Genomic DNA, 18,358 nt, shown 5'->3' with positions numbered 1-18,358 from the left:
AAAAACTCGAACGGTGTCATATGAAAAATGGGTGCAGTAGTCACCCATTTTTTGATATGATTTTTTGAAATGATATAGACTTAAAATATCAGCTATTCCAAGACATCACTGTACAGTGACGGCCCTCATGAATACAAAAAGCCAACTTTGGATATACGGAAAACCTCCATTCCAAAAGTCGCTTCACTGAATAAGGGGGCGCTCACACCGTCCCCTTTTGCAAATAATTTTCTGATAATATTACTGAATCTATAATCTACAAATGAACGGATTCAAATTGCCGAAAGTATTATTTTTCAGCGAAATAAATAAAATATTTTATAGAAATATGTCACAAAACAACTTTTCAAGTTGTTTTATAAGTAGAGGGACAAGTTGTTCTATGAAAATTATCAAAAAAGGTTACCCATGTTTACAGGTATTATTTTTTCATCTGGAGCACTTACAGTTTCTGCAGAAGAGTTATTCAAATATTAATCCAACGCAATCCAATAACATAATAGTTCCATTATGGAACCAGGACTACTGTAAAAACATGGTCAAACCTGAGTTCTCCGATCAAACTCTTATTTTTCCGGTTCGTTGTATGTCAGCAAAGGGTATACATATCCGCTCACAAGGAATGCAAAGGTGTTGATAAAGAAAATCGTTATGAATCTATCACAGTGTACGATGAGGCTCATTTAGAATAATAATACCGTTGAATGAGCTGATAGTTTTTATTTACCCTTTTAGATATTTATTATCACTTATAGTGGTGAAAATCTCATTATTTATACGAGTCACTGAATATGAGATTCACATATTAAAAAACTAGGAGGTACCATAATGAACAAGCTTACTAAAATCATTTCTGCATTTGCCTTGGTATTGTCACTTGCAACTACTACTGCATTGGCTACTACAGAGTACTTTAGCTTTGAATTAAATCCCGGAGATTTAGATTATACAGGATATTATTCAAAGGATGACAGTGAAAAGAAGGCATATATAAATACCACTGATGGAAATTTTGTTAGTACTGATAAGGTATGGTACAAAGTCAGAAATCGTGCTAATACAAAATATACCAATAGCAAGTGGGTTAACTCCGAAGGAAAGATTACGCTAAATTATAGGCAATCAGTATCATCTGGTGGTGCATATCGATTGAATGCCCAGCAAGACGACAGCTCTTCCCAAGGCGTTTGGGTAGAAGGGCGCTGGACTCCGTAATAAATCAATGTCTGTTTCATCAAGCCGGCATACTCGTAACCGGCTTAATTTTTTTAATAAGAAAGGAACATTATGAAAAATAAAAAATTTAGAATAATAACGGTTGCTTTGCTTGTATTCTTATTTATTTCCGCTTGCTCTACTACAGAAGAAATGAAAGATCACCAAAATAGTTCTACTATTTCCATTATACCTGAATCATCACAAGCTGTAACGAGTTCAAATTCTTATCAGGCTATATTATCTGATAAACTTAAAGTGAATGCTATTGTGAATTCACCAAAAACAGACTCTTTTCCAAGTTTATCTGTGCAGGAAAAAAAGTTTGATGAAACGAAAGTAGTTCATACTTTTTTTAACAATCAACAAGCATCATTAGAACAAAGAGATGGCATAAGCCGTTATATTTCCAGTGAAGCGATACTAGACATAAGTAGTTCCGGTTATATTAGATACAATACCAATTTAGGGCAATATATAAAATCGGTGTTTAACAGTGATTCAAACAAAGACAAAAAGATATTTACAGAAAAAGAGTTAAGTGGCTTGTCATGTGAAAAGGCTATTGAACAAGCAGCAATGATTATAGAAGAACTAGGAATAACACCGCATTTACCACCACAAATATATTCACTGGATTCTAAATCCTTACAGAAAAAGCAAGATCTTTTGACTCAAGATGAAGATTATAACTATTTCGTAGAGATTGGAAAAACAAAACTGAAAGATCAATGGACGGAAGAAGACGAAAGTTACTACATGGTGTTTGATATAGAATCCAATGGTTTACCGATTTCTTCAGAATCGTATGCTTTTAAAAATTCAGAGGTAGCGGTGGAAGGTAGTCGTGTGACTGTAATTGTTTCTAAAGCTGGCGTACAATCTCTTGAAGTGGATGGGGTTATATATGAGGAGTTAGAAAAAAAGCAACCAGAGACATTGATTCCGATGGCGGAAGCATTGGAATCCTTGAAGCAAAAATATGAGAAAATTATATTAAATGAAGAATTGACAGTCAAACGAATTTCTTTGGTATATGTACCTGTTATTACTGGAGGCAGTACCGATAAACAAACGGGGGAAATTATCAATAAAGAAATGGAACTGATTCCGGCATGGTCTTTTTCCATTGACTTAGCATATGTAAAAGACGGTCAAGAATTTACGCATACAACCGTTGTACAAATCAATGCAGTAACAGGAAAAGAAATATCCTAATTAAAGAAGGTGATGTTTTGAAACAAACCTTACAGTTAATTGCTACAGATTGTAAGCGTGCAATTTTTTCTATCAGTTTTGTTGTTTCTGTAATCGGAATATGGATCGTTTTTTCTTGGGGAGCACATAGTGTTATTTCAGAAAATACCGATGTATTGCTAATGGTTCAATATGCCAGTTCAGCCAGCGGTACAAATAACTTAATACTTTTATTTTGTGTATTACCGTATACCATGAGCTTTTGCAGTGATTGGGACAGCGGATATATTCGCTTAGTTGCTGCTAGGTCCGGTTCTTTGCGGTATGCCGTGAGTAAATATTTTTCCTGCTTTTTTTCATCATGTCTCGCAACGACGGTAGGTATGGCCTTATTTATCTTACCAGTTACACTTAATCATCCTTTGGTAGATGCTAGCGCAGAAAACTTACAACCGTACATAACCCTGCCAACCTTAGAAGGACAATTGCTAGGACAAGGGCAGTTCGTGTTGTATTTTATTATATATCTCTTTTTACGATCCCTTCACAATGGTTTTTGGGCTACAGTGGGTCTATGTGCCTCTGTCTATATTCCGAATCGTTTTGTTGCAGTGTTCATACCATTCATTGGCTTTTATGTACTTAAATTGGTTACTTACCAGTTTCCAACATGGTTGCAGTTATCAAAATTAGGTGCGGCAAATTTTATACTTGGAGGGGTGGGATTTAATATCATGTACGCTGTATTTTTTTTCGCTGCACTACTATTATTGGGAGGATTACTATTTGTGAAAAGTGTCAAAAGGAGGGTATCAAATGCGTAAGATTCCTAGCTACCTTCCAATCGCAACAAATAATATCCGAAGATGGTTAAACAACCCAAGAATCTTTATACTGGCGGCTTTATTGTTTATTCTTTTGTGGGAATTCCTGCATCCAATTTTAGCCTTTTCAAATGCCGTCGGATATAGAGTTTCCCCGTGGCTCTTTCCTTTTCTTTCAAGCTATTCTTATACACAAAGAATCATGATGTTTGGAATTGTTTTATTATTTTGTGATGCTCCTTTTGCTCATGAAGGCCAGCCTTATGTGATTATCCGAAGCGGGCGCATTCATTGGACTTTGGGGCAGCTGCTTTATATTGTGGTAAGTACCGCGCTTTACTTTCTTTTTATCAACATACTTATTTGCCTTATTCTTTTTCCAAATCTTGTTTACACAGATGATTGGGGCAAAGTGCTTAGTACACTGGCACAGACCTCAGCAGCTCAAGAATTTCACATAGGACTGCCCATTAACTATGCGATACAGTTGCGCTATACCCCTATATCAGCATTTTTAATCAGCTTTTTGTTGGAGTGGCTGGTCGGAATTATATTGGGCCTTATCATATTTATCGTCAATTTGTATTGTAATCGACAGGCACTGGGAGCGGCGGCCGGATCTGCTGTTATTTTACTTGATATCGTAATACACAATGATATGTCAGACTTCATATACCATTTTTCTCCCGTTTCTATGGCGCGTTTAACCATTTTAGATACAACTGGGTTAAATATGCAGCCAACCATACTCTATTCATTTTTGTTTTGTATGGGTACGATCATTGTATTGGCCGCCATTGCAGTTTTATCCGTGCGCAAACGTGAAATACGAATTTCTCGTCCAGTTTAAAGAGAGAAGGTCAGATGTATGAAGGATTATGCTATTTTGGTGGAAAATGTTACTAAAACGTATGGCGAGCATATCGTGCTATCGGATGTTTCCATCCGCTTTGAAAAAAATAAAATACATGGCCTAATTGGGCGCAACGGCTCTGGAAAAACCATGCTACTCAAATGTATTTGTGGGCTCACACCCGTTAGTATGGGCAAAATCACTGTAAACGGAAAGATGTTGGGAAAAGACACGGACATTGCTCCCAACGTGGGCATTATTATTGAAACCCCGGGGTTTCTGCCTAATTACACTGGGTATCATAATTTAAAATTTCTTGCCGATATTAACCGGGTTGTGTCAAAGGAACAAATTAGAGCTGTGATTCAGCGTGTCGGATTGAATCCAGACAGTAAAAAGAAAGTAAGCCAATATTCATTGGGGATGCGTCAAAGGCTGGGTATCGCACAGGCTATTATGGAGAATCCCTCCGTATTATTACTTGATGAACCGCTAAATGGAATTGATAAACAAGGAGTACAAGAAATTCGTGAGCTCTTTTTACAATTACGAAATGAAGGCATTACGATTGTGCTTGCCAGCCATAACAAGGATGATATTGAACTGTTGTGCGATTGCATCTATGAAATAGACGATGGTATATTACAACGTAGTAAACAAATACCGTAAATGAACAACGTTTGTCACAAAGCAATAAAATTTTATGGTTTATATTTATATATAGTTAAAATCCTAGTGTCCAATATTTTTTAAACTGTTTACTGTCGATGCAACTAAAAGCCTGATATCTGTGAAAGCTATGTAATAATCCCTTAAATCATCTTGGATAGCTCAAGTGCTGTTTTAAATTTACCGTCAGGGATGTCTTTCTCATCCACAGCGTAATAGCAGGAAGCTCTATTTGTTTGTACTGTCATAACCCGCAAATACCATTCCTAAATTTATCCAAATAATTAAAAGCCACAAACCCGCATTTTTGCTGGATTTGTGGCTTTGTTTATTTTATTCCCACTCGATAGTTGCCGGGGGCTTAGACGTAATATCATACACGATACGGTTTACGCCGCTTACCTCGTTAATAATCCGGTTCGAAATCTTGGCCAGAAGATCATAGGGGATTCTGGCCCAGTCAGCTGTCATAAAGTCGGTGGTGGTTACACCGCGCAGCGCAACGGTGGCATCGTAAGTTCTTCCATCCCCCATAACGCCCACACTCTGAAGACCGGTCAACACAGCGAAATACTGGTTGATTTGCCGATCCAAACCGGCATTGACAATTTCCTCACGGAAAATAGCGTCGGCCTCGCGTAACAAATCCAGCTTGTCCTTCGTAATTTCACCCAGCACACGAATCGCCAGTCCCGGCCCCGGGAACGGCTGACGCCAAACCAGGAATTCCGGAATTCCAAGTTCCAGGCCCACACGGCGAACCTCATCTTTAAACAGGTCACGCAAAGGCTCTACCAAGCCGGTAAATCCGATATCATCCGGCAAACCGCCCACGTTATGGTGGCTCTTAATCACGGCCGCCTCGCCCACACCGCTTTCCACCACATCGGGATAAATGGTTCCCTGGCACAGATAATCCATATGACCCAGCTTTTTCGCCTCTTCTTCAAAGACGCGGATAAATTCCTCGCCAATGATTTTGCGCTTTGTTTCCGGATCGGATACCCCCGCCAAACGGGACAAAAAGCGCTCCTGCGCATTGACTCGAATTAAATTCATGTCAAACTGCTGGCGGAACACCTGCTCCACCTGATCGCCTTCCTCTTTGCGCAAAAGGCCATGATCCACAAAGATGCAAGTCAGGTTCTTGCCAATGGCTTTATGCACCATAACGGCAGCCACAGAAGAATCCACGCCGCCAGACAGAGCACAAAGCACCTTTTTCTCTCCGATTTTTTCTTTCAGCTGCTGAACAGTTTCTGCCGCAAAGGCATCCATGTGCCAGTCGCCGGAGCAGCCGCAGATGCGGTACAAGAAGTTTTTCAGATACTCATTGCCCTGGGCCGTATGCTCCACTTCCGGGTGGAACTGAACCGCATACAGCTTCTTTTCGGGGTTGTCCATTGCGGCCACCGGGCAGGCGCTGCTGGTAGCACGCACCTGGAATCCTTCGGGCAGCTCCACAATCTTATCCGTATGGCTCATCCAGCAAACACTGGTTTGAGCCACTTCATGGAACAAATCGGATGCCAGGTCAAACTCCACCGGAGTTTGACCGTATTCCTTCACATCCGAACGCTGCACCTTACCGTCCAGCTCAAACGCCATCAGCTGTGCACCATAGCAAATTCCCAACACCGGGATCCCCAGCTCAAAAATTTCTTTGCCGCAATGGGGTGAATTGTCATCGTACACGCTGTTGGGGCCGCCGCTGAAAATAATTCCCTTATAGCCCGCCTGTTTAATTTGTTCCACCGGTGTTTTATAAGATCTGATTTCGCAATACACATGGCAGTCACGCACCCGGCGCGCGATGAGCTGACTGTACTGTCCGCCGAAATCTAAAATTAAAACAGCCTCATTATGAATCGTCATAAAACTCCCCTATTCCACAGTTACAGATTTTGCAAGATTGCGCGGTTTATCAATATCGCAGCCCTTCATGGACGCCATATAATACGAGAACAGCTGCAGCGGAATCACCGCCAAAGACGGCCGCATGATTTCACAGGCAGACGGAACGGTGAACAGGAAATCTACATCCTTTTCAATTTGTCCGTTATCTTCTGTGGTCAGGCCAAGCACCAAAGCGCCACGGCTTCTGACTTCAATCACGTTGCTCATCATTTTTTCCAACAACTGCTGATGAGTGGCAATGGCCACCACCAAAGTGCCTTCTTCCATCAACGAGATGGTGCCGTGCTTCAGTTCGCCGGCGGCATATGCCTCGGAATGGATATAAGAAATTTCTTTTAGTTTCAGTGAACCTTCCATAGAAATCGCATAGTCCAGATTTCTGCCGATAAAGAAAATATCTTTGGCACTGAAATGTTTTGAAGCAAAATACTGAATATCTTCTTTGTTCTGCAAAGCCTGCTCCACCTTATCCGGCAAGGCCTGCAATTCACGAACATACTCATCGTATTCCTCAGCAGATAGTTTGCCCAGCAAATCCGCCATATAAATCGCCAATAGATACACAACTGCCAGCTGTGTGCTGTATGCCTTTGTGGTTGCCACGGCAATTTCGGGGCCGGCCCAAGTATACAAAACATCATCTGAGTCATTGGCAATAGAGCTGCCAACCACGTTGACGATAGAAAGCACCCTTGCACCCAAACGCTTAGATTCCCGAAGAGCGGCCAGCGTATCCGCTGTTTCGCCGGACTGACTGATGACAATCACCAAAGAATTGCTGTCCAGAATGGGCTGGCGGTAACGGAATTCCGATGCCACATCCACTTCTACCGGGATGCGGGTCAATTTTTCAATCACATATTTTGCCACAACGCCCACATGATAGGCGGAACCGCAGGCGACAATACTGATTCGGTTGAACTGTTTCAGCTGTTCTGCCGTTAAGGTCACGTCATCCAGCACAATTCGGCCATCTTTGATGCGGGGCGAAATCGTGTCCCGAAGTGCTTTCGGCTGCTCCATGATTTCTTTAAACATGAAGTGCTCATAGCCGCCTTTTTCCGCAACGGAAAGATCCCAGTCCACATGAACCAGCTCTTTTTCAATGGGTTCTTTCTCCATATTGAAGATTTTAACGCCCTGACGAGTCAGCTCTACCACTTCATTGTCTTTCAGCCGATAAAAATCCCGGGTAAAGTTCAAAATGGAGGGAATATCCGAAGCCACATAATTTTCATGTTCGCCCAAACCCACCACCAACGGGCTGTCTTTACGCACCGCATAAAGCTTTTCCGGATCATCCACACACAGAATTCCCAATGCATAAGAACCCTGCAACCGGGAAATCACCTTAATAAAGGCATCCAGAATATCGCCCTTATAATAATATTCCAACAGCTGAGCCACCACTTCCGTATCGGTTTCGGATACGAAATTTACGTCTTTCTGAATTAGCTTTTGCTTAATTTCCTGATAGTTTTCAATGATTCCATTGTGAACCACTGCAAATTTGCCGGATTTACTGACCTGAGGATGGGAATTGATATCCGAAGGTTTGCCATGAGTTGCCCAGCGGGTATGGCCGATGCCGACAGAACCCGGCAGCTTTTTGCCGCCATCCACCAAATCGTGAAGCACCTGCAGACGCCCCTTGCTCTTTGCGATCTGCAAGGAATCCCCCGTATAGACCGCCATTCCTGCGGAATCATATCCGCGGTATTCCAGCTTTTCCAATCCACTTAGTAATATAGGCGCTGCTTGGTCACCGCCGATGTAACCAACGATTCCACACATAAGATTGCCACCTTTCTTTCCCTGATGTAATAAAGGAATTAAAAATAGGAAGAAGCGCCAACTAATTTTTGCAGTTGACGCTTTTGCTTTCAAAACTGTCCGTTTCCAATATTACCGATAGATAATATCGTCACGAGAAGGACCATTTGACACGATTTTAATCGGCACACCGATTTGCTCTTCCGCAAATTCAATATAGCGGCGGGCATTTTCCGGCAGATCCTCATAGCGGGTAATTCCGCGCAAATCGCAGCCCCAGCCCGGCATGGTTTTGAGCACGGGCTTGCAGCGGCGCAGCTGAGAAGCGGGCGGGAAATAATCAATCTGCTTGCCGTCCAGTTCATAAGCCACACAAACCGGAATCTCTTTGAGGTAACCCAAAACGTCTATAACGGTCAGTGCTACGTTGGTAGCACCCTGTGCCTGGCATCCATAACGGGAAGCGACCAAGTCCAGCCAGCCCATTCTGCGGGGGCGGCCCGTAACCACGCCATACTCGCCGCCATCGCCGCCGCGGCGCCGAAGCTCATCCGCTTCTTCACCGAAAATCTCGCTGACAAACTCGCCCGCACCCACAGCACTGGAATACGCTTTGACAACCGCAATGATTTCTTTGATCTCATAAGGCGGAAGTCCCGCGCCTACGGCGCCGTAACCTGCCAAAGTGGAAGAAGACGTAACCATGGGATAGATGCCGAAATCCGGATCCTTGAGAGCGCCCAGCTGGCCTTCCAACAAAATATTCTTGCCTTCTTTTACGGCCTGATGCAAGAATGTAAAGGTATCTGCCACATAGGGATCGATCATCTGGCGATACTCCATCAGTTTTTCATAGACGGAATCTACAGTCAAAGCCGGCTGTTTGTACAGGTTCTCATAAAGGACATTTTTCACTTCTAAAACCTGTTGAATCTTTGCCTTCAGCTGTTCTTCATCATCATACAGTTCACTGACCTGAAACCCGATTTTTGCAAATTTATCCGAGTAAAACGGCGCAATGCCGGATTTTGTAGAACCAAAGGATTTGGAGGACAAACGAGCTTCCTCCAGAGCATCCATTTCAACATGGTAAGGCATCACGATCTGAACCCGGTCGGAAACCATCAGTTTCGGTGCAGGAACCCCACGTTCTACCAGGGCATCCAGCTCTTTGATCAGTTTTTCAACGCTCAGTGCCACACCGTTGCCAATAATGTTGGTGATGTGGTCGTAAAACACACCGGAGGGAAGCTGATGCAATGCAAATTTACCATATTGGTTGATAATGGTGTGTCCCGCATTGCTTCCACCCTGGTATCGAATAACGATATCGGACTGCGCTGCCATAACATCGGTGATTTTGCCTTTTCCTTCATCGCCCCAATTGGCGCCTACTATTGCTTTTACCATTAGAACTGCTCACTCTCCGCCGGTGCCGCACCAGCCATCTAATTTCTCTGCCCACGGCTTGCATTTGGGCATTGGCTCAACCTGTATTATCATACCACAAAATCGGTAAAAAGCCTACGATTTTCTTTTACCTTTCCCGATTTTTACGTTTTGTTTACAAATTGATTTCCGCTTTTTTTATTTCTATAGAATCATATTCTTTCAAAATTGGATTTACCACTGCGCTGATAAATTCCTGCGTCTGCATTGCGGCGCAGCCCGTGTACTGAGAAGGATCCACCAGCGTGGACAATTCCTCTTTGGTCACTCCAAAAATTTCATCTGCCGCGATTCTGTCCAGCAGATCGTTTTCTTCGCCCTGTTCTTTGATAACCCGAGCCGCTTCCATGGAATGAACACGGATTCTCTCATGCAGCTGCTGGCGATCTGCCCCCCGCTTCACGGCATCCATCATAATGTTTTCCGTTGCCATGAAAGGAAGCTCCCGGCGCAGATGCTGCTCGATTACCCTAGGGTAAACCACAAGGCCGTCTGCCACGTTGCTGTACAAATCCAAAATACCGTCCACCGCCAAAAATGCTTCGGGAATGCTGATGCGCTTATTGGCAGAATCGTCCAGAGTACGCTCAAACCACTGGGTGGCGGCGGTAATGGCCGGGTTCAGGCTGTCCACAATCACATAGCGGGCCAAAGATGCAATGCGTTCACTGCGCATGGGGTTGCGCTTATAGGCCATGGCAGAGGAACCGATTTGCCCCTTTTCAAAGGGCTCTTCAATCTCTTTCATATGCTGCAGCAAACGGATGTCATTGGAAAATTTGGCGGCGCTTTGCGCAATGCCGCTAAGTAGGGACAGCATCTGGCTGTCCAGCTTGCGGGAATAGGTTTGACCAGACACGGCAAAACAAGCTTCATAGCCCATTTTTTCCGCAATTTTGCGGTCAAGCTCTTTCACCTTTTCAAAATCACCGTCAAACAGTTCTAAAAAGCTGGCCTGGGTTCCGGTGGTTCCCTTAGAACCCAAAAGCTTTGCTTTACCCAGCTGGTATTCCACGTCCTCTAAGTCCATCAGCAATTCCTGAATCCACAAGGTGGCGCGCTTGCCCACGGTGGTGGGCTGAGCCGGCTGATAATGGGTAAAGGCCAAAGCGGGCAATTCCCGGTAGCGCATGGCGAAATCAGAAAGCACGCGAATAACACCTACCAGCTTGTCCCGCAGCAGACGCAGCGCTTCTGTCATAACGATAATATCGGTATTATCTCCAACATAGCAAGAAGTAGCGCCCAAATGGATGATGGGGTGTGCCTTGGGACATTGTACCCCAAAGGCATGTACATGAGCCATCACGTCATGGCGCACAATTTTTTCCTGAGCCTGGGCCACGTCATAGTTGATATCATCGGCAAACTGACGCATCTCGTCAATTTGCTCCTGCGTCACAGGCAGCCCCAACTCTTTTTCGGATTCCGCTAAGGCGATCCACAGGCGGCGCCAGGTACGGAATTTTTTATCGGGAGAAAACAAAAATTTCATTTCGGCACTTGCATAGCGTGCCGACAAAGGGGATTCATAGGTATTTTTCAATGCTGCAACCTCCAACCGGTATTTTACAGCCGCTGAATCGGCGTACAGTAATCATTAGGCTTATTGTCCCGCATATAATCCGGGATTTCAGTGGGATACTCACCGGAAAAACACGCGTCGCAATAACCGGTGCATCGATTTTTTAACATGCTGGGCAAATGCTCCAGCGACAAAAAGGCAAGGGAATCCGCAAAATTCATTTCTGCGATTTCCTCTGTAGTATGCTGACAGGCAATCAGTTCTTCCTTGGTGGGAATATCTGTGCCATAGTAACAGGGCCACAAAAAAGGCGGTGAGCTGATTCGCAGGTGAACCTCTTTGGCTCCGGCCTCTTTCAGCATGGATACAATGCGCCCGCTGGTGGTGCCGCGCACAATAGAGTCATCCAGAAGAACCACCCGTTTGCCCCGCACTTCACTCTCCAGCGCGTTCAGCTTAATCCGCACGCTGCGTTCCCGCTCTGACTGGGTGGGCTTGATAAAGGTTCTGCCAATATAGGAATTTTTTACGATTCCCTTTTGGTACGGAATCCCCGATTCCTCACTGTAGCCGATGGCGGCATCGATGCCTGATTCCGGCACACCGATGACCACATCCGCTTCCACCGGACTTTGCCGCGCCAGCAGGCGGCCGGCCTCTTTTCGGGTTTCATAAACGCCAAGGCCGTCAATTTTGCTGTCGGTTCTGGCAAAATAAATGTATTCAAACACACACAAAGCCCGTTTTGCTTTGGCAGGGCTTTGCAGATATTTCAGTCCGCTGGGGCCTGCAGCCACCAGTTCGCCCGGCTCAACATCCCGGACAAATTCTGCGCCCACTGCGTCCAGCGCACAGCTTTCAGAAGCAAAGACGATGTCTTCTCCGATTTTCCCCATACACAAAGGACGGAATCCGTTGGGATCACGCACCGCAATCAGCTTTTGGGGGCTCATGACCAAAAGGGAGAAAGAACCCTCAACTTTTTGCATGGCTCGGTGCACCGCTTCTTCAATAGAGGCCGCTCCAATCCGCTCCCGGGCGATCATATAGGCGATTACCTCGGAATCGATGGTGGTCTGAAAAATGCAGCCGTTTTTCTCCAGTTCTTTGCGCAGCTCATACGCGTTGGTCAGGTTGCCGTTGTGGGCAATGGCCAAAGTGCCTTTAATATAGCGCATAACCAAAGGCTGGGCGTTTTCGCGAACACTGTCGCCAGAGGTGGAATAGCGTACATGAGAAAGGGCAATGTGGCCTTGCAGCCGATTCAGTACTGAATCGCTGAACACCTCGGACACCAACCCCATGTTTTTGGAATAGGAAATCACACCCTTGTCATTAACTGCGATGCCGCAGCTTTCCTGACCCCGGTGCTGCAAAGCCAAAAGGCCATTATAACAGGCATACGCAGGCGGAATCTCGCCTGCGTTCTTACTGTAAATCCCAAACACCCCACATTCTTCATGGGGTTTCCAGGAGTTTTCTTCAAAATCCGTCACCAAATTCAAATCCTCACCATCCTAAATAAAGTAAGCTATATTCCTTACAGGCCAATCCGTTTCATCACTTCGGCATATGCTTCCTCTACACCGCCCATATCTCGGCGGAAACGATCTTTATCCAACTTTTCGTGGGTGTGGATGTCCCAAAAACGGCAGGTATCGGGCGATATCTCATCGGCCAGAAGAATCTTGCCCTCAAAGCGGCCAAATTCCAGTTTGAAGTCAATCAGCTCAATATTGACAGCACGGAAAAATTCACACATGATTTCATTTACTTTCAAAGCCATGGCGCTGATGGTATCCACTTCTTCTTTTGTGGCAAACTCTGCCGCTAAAATATGATACTCGTTTACCATGGGATCGCCCAATTCATCGTTCTTATAGCAGAATTCCAGTACGGGAATCCGCATGGGGGTGCCTTCCTCCAGGCCCAGGCGCTTTGCCAGGCTGCCAGCCGCTTTGTTGCGGACAATCACTTCCAGCGGCACAATTTCCACCTTTTTCACCAGTGTTTCGCGTTCGCTGAGCTCCTCCACAAAGTGAGTGGGAACCCCGGCCTCTTCCAGCTTTTGGAACATAAAATTGGACATGCGGTTATTTACTACACCCTTGCCTACAATGGTTCCTTTTTTCAGGCCATTAAAAGCAGTGGCATCGTCTTTGTAAGACACAATGCAGTAACCGGGCTCGTCCGTAGCATAAACCTTTTTCGCTTTTCCCTCGTACAGTAAATTTCCTTTTTGCATGATTCTTTCCCCCTGTATTTTAATCACATTAAGCGGCACTTTCCAAATAAAATACGCACCGCAGACCAGAGTATTCTTACGGTTAGGCCGCCGGGCAAAAGCGGCAAGCCCGCAAAGGGGGTCATACCCATTTCTGGGAAAACCGAATATTTGCGGGCAGTGCCAATTTAGCCGGGCACAAAGCAGCAACTTTTTCTAGATAAGCCCTCAGGCTATATTCTTACAGGAATACCAAAAAGGTAGAAACCTTCGTTATATCTACAACGGAGAGATTGGTGTTTTCAACATGCTGTACGCAGCGCAGGAATGCGTTGGCGGTATCCAGCGAAGTCAGGCAGGGAATTCCCGCTTCTACCGTATTGCGGCGAATCAGGAATCCATCACGACGGTGCTCCACGCCCTTTGAGGGTGTGTTGATGACCAAATCAATGGTGCCGGACAGGATGACATCCAGAATATCCGGCGTTTCCCCTCCCACCTTATTTAGGCGGACATTGGGGATGCCCTTTTCTTCCAGATAGCGAGAAGTTCCCTCGGTGGAATAGATGGTCCACCCCAATTCATGCAGACCTTTGGCCAGCGGAACGACCTCTTCCTTATCCTGATCCTTTACGGTAATAATCACATTGCCGTTGGTCAAAAGGTGCATACCCGCACCCTGGAAGGCTTTGATCATGGCTTCTTCAAAGGTTCTGGCGATTCCCAGAACCTCGCCGGTGGATTTCATCTCCGGCCCCAGGTTGACATCTGCGCCATAAAGCTTTTCAAACGAAAAGACGGGCATCTTTATGGCAATCAAAGCCTTTGCGGGATGCAGGCCATATTCGTATCCCATCTCCGGCAGAGTCTCGCCAAAGAAAGTGCGCACCGCCAAGTGAACAATCGGGATATCGGTAATTTTGCTGATATAAGGCACCGTTCTGGAAGAACGGGGGTTGGCTTCGATAATATATACTTCATCATCTTTGACGATAAACTGAATATTCAGAAGCCCCTTTACCTTTAGCGCCAAAGCAAGCTTTCGGGTATAATCCACAATGGTGTCTTCAATCTTTTGAGACAGTCCCTGTGCAGGATACACCGAGATACTGTCACCGGAATGAACGCCAGCACGCTCCACATGCTGCATGATGCCGGGAATCATGGTATCCACGCCGTCGCAGACAGCGTCTACCTCTACCTCCACACCCATCAGGTATTTGTCCACCAGAATGGGATGCTCCTGGGCAATGGTATTGATGATGCCAATCTGCTCGCGGATGTCCTCGTCGCTGTAAGCGATATTCATACCCTGTCCGCCCAGAACATAGGAGGGGCGAACCAGCACCGGATACCCCAGCTCACTTGCGGCTTTCAGTGCTTCGTCGCAGGTGAACACCATGCGGCCCGCAGCATGGGGAATTCCGCACTGCGCAAGAATCGCGTCAAAGCGCTCCCTATCCTCTGCCGCGTCAATGCTGTCAAAGCTGGTGCCAAGAAGCGGAACACCCATTTTTTCAATGGCACCCGCCAGCTTGATGGCAGTCTGTCCGCCAAACTGCACCACAGCGCCATCGGGCTTTTCCAGTTCCACAATATGCTTTACATCTTCCGGAGTCAAGGGTTCAAAGTACAGCTTATCCGCAATGTCAAAGTCTGTACTGACCGTTTCCGGGTTGTTGTTGACGATAATGGTTTCATAGCCCAGCTTACGCAGTGCCCACACGCTGTGAACCGAGCAGAAGTCAAACTCGATGCCCTGTCCAATCCGGATGGGTCCGGAACCGATAACCATGATTTTTTTGCGGTCGGATTGAGGTCTGGACTCATTCTCTGCTCCATAGGTGGAGTAGTAATAGGGGGTTTCCGCCTCAAATTCCGCAGCACAGGTATCTACCATTTTGTAAACGGGGCAGATATCCCACTTCTGTTCCAGTGCACGAATTTCTTCCGCACTGATGCCGGAGAACTTCGCCACCGTTTCATCCAAGAAACCGAAGGACTTGGCCTTCCACAAAAGCTCTTTGGACATCGGCTCGTTCGCCAGTCGTTTTTCCACCGCAATGATAGATTTTAGTTTTTGCAGGAACCAGCGGTCAATTTTGGTGACACTGTGAATTTTCTCGATGGCAAAACCACGGCGCAATGCTTCTGCTACCGCAAACAAACGGCGGTCATCTACTGCGTGAATCCGTTCAGACACATCCAAATCCGAAATGCCGTCCAGCTCTGCATCGGTCAGGTCATACATGTTCTGCTCCAGGCAGCGAATCGCCTTCATGAGAGCAGCTTCGAAAGTTGGGGCGATGCCCATCACTTCGCCAGTGGCTTTCATCTGGGTTCCCAAGCTGCGGCGGGCATGAACAAATTTATCAAAGGGCCATTTGGGAATCTTCACTACACAATAGTCCAAAGTGGGCTCAAAGCAGGCATAGGTTTTCTTTGTGATTGCATTTTCAATTTCATCCAAAGTATACCCTAAAGCGATTTTGGATGCAACCTTTGCAATGGGATAGCCCGTGGCTTTTGAGGCCAATGCCGAAGAACGGCTGACGCGGGGGTTCACTTCAATAACGCAGTATTCAAAACTTTCGGGATTCAGTGCAAACTGCACGTTGCAGCCGCCTTCTACCTTCAGTTCGTTAATAATGGCGATGGAAGCGGAACGCAGCATCTGGATTTCCTTATCCCCCAAGGTCTGGCAAGGGGCCACCACGATGGAATCGCCGGTATGCACGCCAACCGGGTCAAAGTTTTCCATGTTGCAGACAGTGATGCAGTTGCCGTTTTTGTCCCGGATAACCTCGTACTCGATTTCTTTCCAGCCGGAAATGCAGCGCTCAATCAAGACCTGATTCACACGGCTGCGGTGCAGACCCAAAGAAGAGATGGCACGAAGCTGCTCTTCGGTATAAGCAATACCGCCGCCGCTTCCGCCCAGTGTATAGGCGGGGCGGATAACCACCGGGTAACCGATGCGTTTCGCAATCAGCACGCTGTCCTCTACCGTTTCGGCAATCTCGCTTTCCGCGCAGGGCTGCTGGATGCGAGCCATGGCCTCTTTAAACAGTTCCCGGTCCTCTGCCATGCGGATGGTATCGGCGTTGGTGCCAATCATACGGACATTATTTTCTTTCAGGAATCCGGATTCTTCCAGCTCTACCGCCAGATTCAGCGCATTCTGCCCACCCAAAGTAGGAAGAACACTGTCCGGATTTTCTTTTAAAATAACTTTCTTCAAGGTATCAATGGTCAAAGGCTCAATGTAGACCTTATCGGCAATTTCGCCGTCGGTCATGATGGTAGCCGGGTTCGAGTTAACCAGAATCACCTCTACCCCTTCTTCCCGCAAAGCGCGGCAAGCCTGAGTTCCTGCATAGTCAAATTCAGCGGCTTGTCCAATTACAATGGGGCCGGAACCGATGATTACTACCTTCTGAATGCTGCTAAGTTTACTCATATGCGGCTCCCTCCCATCAAATCCATAAACCGGTCGAACAAAAATCCTGTATCCAGCGGGCCGGAGGCTGCCTCCGGATGGAACTGCACCGAAAACGCCCGGCCGTTTTTATAATCCAGACCTTCCACGCTTTGGTCATTCATGCTGACAAAGCTTAATTCTGCTATGGCAGGATCCACTGTTTTGGCATCCACCACATAGCCGTGGTTCTGCGAAGTAATGTAAACCCGGTTGGTTTTCAGTTCCTTTACCGGGTGATTGATACCCCGGTGGCCGTATTTCAGCTTAAAGGTGTCTGCCCCTTGAGACAGTGCCAGAAGCTGGTGACCCATACAGATGGCAAAGGTGGGAATTCCGCTGTCATACAGCTTTTTCAGTTCCCGAACCTCATTCATGCAGTTTTTGGGATCCCCAGGGCCGTTGGACAGCATCACGCCATCTGGATTCCATGCCTTAATTTCCTCAAAAGGCGTGTGGTTGGGGAAACACCGCACAGTGCAGCCACGGCGTGTTAAAGAGCGCACAATGTTCTGTTTGGTGCCGTAATCAATGAGTGCCACTTTTACTGACCCATTTCCAAAATCCCGGGGCTGCTTGGTGCTGACCAAAGAAACCCCGCCCACAGCGCTGTATTCCGCAATTTTTCGTTTCATTTCTTCCCGATTGATGGAATCGCCAAAGCAGATCATGCCGCGCATGGTTCCGCTGTCCCTCAGGCACCGGGTCAGCGCGCGGGTATCCACCCCGCTGATTCCGGGAATGTGGTTGTTTTTCAGATATCCGTCCAGGTCGATATCGCAGCGAAAATTACTGGCGATTCCGGAAACAGAATGTACGATAAATGCTTCCACCCAAGGCCGGTCGGACTCTGCATCTTCGTAACAAATCCCGTAATTTCCAATCATGGGGTATGTCATGACGACGCCCTGACCCGCATAGGAAGGGTCGGTCAGCAATTCGGTATACCCGCACATGGCGCTGTTAAAAACCACTTCACACAAAACGTCACGGGGCTCGCCAAAGCCTTGACCCTCAAAGGTCATTCCGTTTTCCAACATCAATAATGCTTTCACTTTATAACCACCATTTCTCGCGCCGCTTTTTTCAGATACGCTGTGGCAGCGCGCGACATACCACAGCGCGGGGAATGATCTACTGTGTTTTTGCTCATTTGCCCGCCGGGAAGCCCTGTCACCGGAACCTGTCCGGCTGACTGTTTTGAGAGTCAATCGTGGGGTTCTCCGGCGGCAGG

At 46.4% G+C, this 18,358-nt stretch carries 13 protein-coding genes; 5 read left to right on the top strand and 8 right to left on the bottom strand.

The window, feature by feature from the left end; translation table 11 throughout:
• Positions 1 to 828 precede the first annotated feature (828 nt).
• The 5 genes from C1A02_RS02545 (at position 829) to C1A02_RS02525 (ending at position 4,758) form a co-directional block, all read left to right on the top strand.
• Positions 829 to 1,215: a hypothetical protein gene (locus tag C1A02_RS02545; RefSeq protein WP_101696624.1), complete on the top strand. Its 387-nt coding sequence runs from the start codon at positions 829 to 831 to the stop codon at positions 1,213 to 1,215.
• Between the two features lie 72 nt (positions 1,216 to 1,287).
• A complete protein-coding gene (locus C1A02_RS02540; protein WP_101696623.1) occupies positions 1,288 to 2,433 on the top strand; it encodes a hypothetical protein in 1,146 nt (381 codons plus the stop codon).
• A gap of 17 nt (positions 2,434 to 2,450) precedes the next feature.
• Positions 2,451 to 3,236, top strand: a complete 786-nt coding sequence (locus C1A02_RS02535) for a hypothetical protein (RefSeq protein ID WP_101696622.1) — start codon at positions 2,451 to 2,453, stop codon at positions 3,234 to 3,236.
• Entirely contained in the window at positions 3,229 to 4,086 is an 858-nt protein-coding gene (locus C1A02_RS02530; protein ID WP_101696621.1) for a hypothetical protein, read from the top strand. The genes C1A02_RS02535 and C1A02_RS02530 overlap by 8 nt, the downstream gene beginning before the upstream one ends.
• Before the next feature lie 18 nt (positions 4,087 to 4,104).
• Positions 4,105 to 4,758 (top strand): ABC transporter ATP-binding protein, encoded by a 654-nt coding sequence (locus tag C1A02_RS02525; RefSeq protein WP_101696620.1) that lies wholly within the window; start codon positions 4,105 to 4,107, stop codon positions 4,756 to 4,758.
• A gap of 333 nt (positions 4,759 to 5,091) precedes the next feature.
• On the opposite strand, the gene guaA is transcribed toward C1A02_RS02525, so the two are convergent.
• From guaA to C1A02_RS02485, 8 genes are all read right to left on the bottom strand, one after another.
• A complete protein-coding gene (guaA, locus tag C1A02_RS02520) occupies positions 5,092 to 6,627 on the bottom strand; it encodes a glutamine-hydrolyzing GMP synthase (protein WP_279385495.1) in 1,536 nt (511 codons plus the stop codon).
• 15 nt (positions 6,628 to 6,642) lie between these two features.
• A complete protein-coding gene (gene glmS / locus C1A02_RS02515; protein ID WP_101696618.1) occupies positions 6,643 to 8,469 on the bottom strand; it encodes a glutamine--fructose-6-phosphate transaminase (isomerizing) in 1,827 nt (608 codons plus the stop codon).
• 111 nt (positions 8,470 to 8,580) lie between these two features.
• Positions 8,581 to 9,858: an adenylosuccinate synthase gene (locus C1A02_RS02510; protein ID WP_101696617.1), complete on the bottom strand. Its 1,278-nt coding sequence runs from the start codon at positions 9,856 to 9,858 to the stop codon at positions 8,581 to 8,583.
• 154 nt (positions 9,859 to 10,012) lie between these two features.
• A complete protein-coding gene (purB, locus tag C1A02_RS02505; protein ID WP_101696616.1) occupies positions 10,013 to 11,443 on the bottom strand; it encodes an adenylosuccinate lyase in 1,431 nt (476 codons plus the stop codon).
• Between the two features lie 23 nt (positions 11,444 to 11,466).
• Complete coding sequence (gene purF, locus C1A02_RS02500) at positions 11,467 to 12,918, bottom strand: amidophosphoribosyltransferase (RefSeq protein ID WP_101696881.1); 1,452 nt, start codon at positions 12,916 to 12,918, stop codon at positions 11,467 to 11,469.
• A 44-nt stretch (positions 12,919 to 12,962) separates the two neighbouring features.
• Positions 12,963 to 13,667, bottom strand: a complete 705-nt coding sequence (gene purC, locus C1A02_RS02495; protein ID WP_101696615.1) for a phosphoribosylaminoimidazolesuccinocarboxamide synthase — start codon at positions 13,665 to 13,667, stop codon at positions 12,963 to 12,965.
• A gap of 220 nt (positions 13,668 to 13,887) precedes the next feature.
• Positions 13,888 to 17,106 carry a carbamoyl-phosphate synthase large subunit gene (gene carB, locus C1A02_RS02490; protein WP_101696614.1) on the bottom strand — a complete coding sequence of 1,073 codons (3,219 nt, stop codon included), beginning with the start codon at positions 17,104 to 17,106 and terminating at the stop codon, positions 13,888 to 13,890.
• Entirely contained in the window at positions 17,103 to 18,179 is a 1,077-nt protein-coding gene (locus C1A02_RS02485; protein WP_101696880.1) for a carbamoyl phosphate synthase small subunit, read from the bottom strand. Before C1A02_RS02485 ends, carB begins: the two co-directional genes overlap by 4 nt.
• Between the last annotated feature and the right edge of the window lie 179 nt (positions 18,180 to 18,358).

This window comes from Clostridium minihomine, from assembly GCF_900240385.1.
GTDB classification, from domain to species: domain Bacteria; phylum Bacillota; class Clostridia; order Oscillospirales; family Acutalibacteraceae; genus Faecalispora; species Faecalispora minihomine.
This window is presented reverse-complemented; position numbering and strand designations above follow the sequence as displayed.

Bases quoted from the DNA above. Each gene is read 5' to 3' on its own strand.
- C1A02_RS02510 (WP_101696617.1), bottom strand. From the start codon at position 9,858: ATGGTAAAAGCAATAGTAGGCGCCAATTGGGGCGATGAAGGAAAAGGC.
- C1A02_RS02545 (WP_101696624.1), top strand. From the start codon at position 829: ATGAACAAGCTTACTAAAATCATTTCTGCATTTGCCTTGGTATTGTCA.
- C1A02_RS02530 (WP_101696621.1), top strand. From the start codon at position 3,229: ATGCGTAAGATTCCTAGCTACCTTCCAATCGCAACAAATAATATCCGA.
- purC (WP_101696615.1), bottom strand. From the start codon at position 13,667: ATGCAAAAAGGAAATTTACTGTACGAGGGAAAAGCGAAAAAGGTTTAT.
- C1A02_RS02525 (WP_101696620.1), top strand. From the start codon at position 4,105: ATGAAGGATTATGCTATTTTGGTGGAAAATGTTACTAAAACGTATGGC.
- carB (WP_101696614.1), bottom strand. From the start codon at position 17,106: ATGAGTAAACTTAGCAGCATTCAGAAGGTAGTAATCATCGGTTCCGGC.
- glmS (WP_101696618.1), bottom strand. From the start codon at position 8,469: ATGTGTGGAATCGTTGGTTACATCGGCGGTGACCAAGCAGCGCCTATA.
- C1A02_RS02540 (WP_101696623.1), top strand. From the start codon at position 1,288: ATGAAAAATAAAAAATTTAGAATAATAACGGTTGCTTTGCTTGTATTC.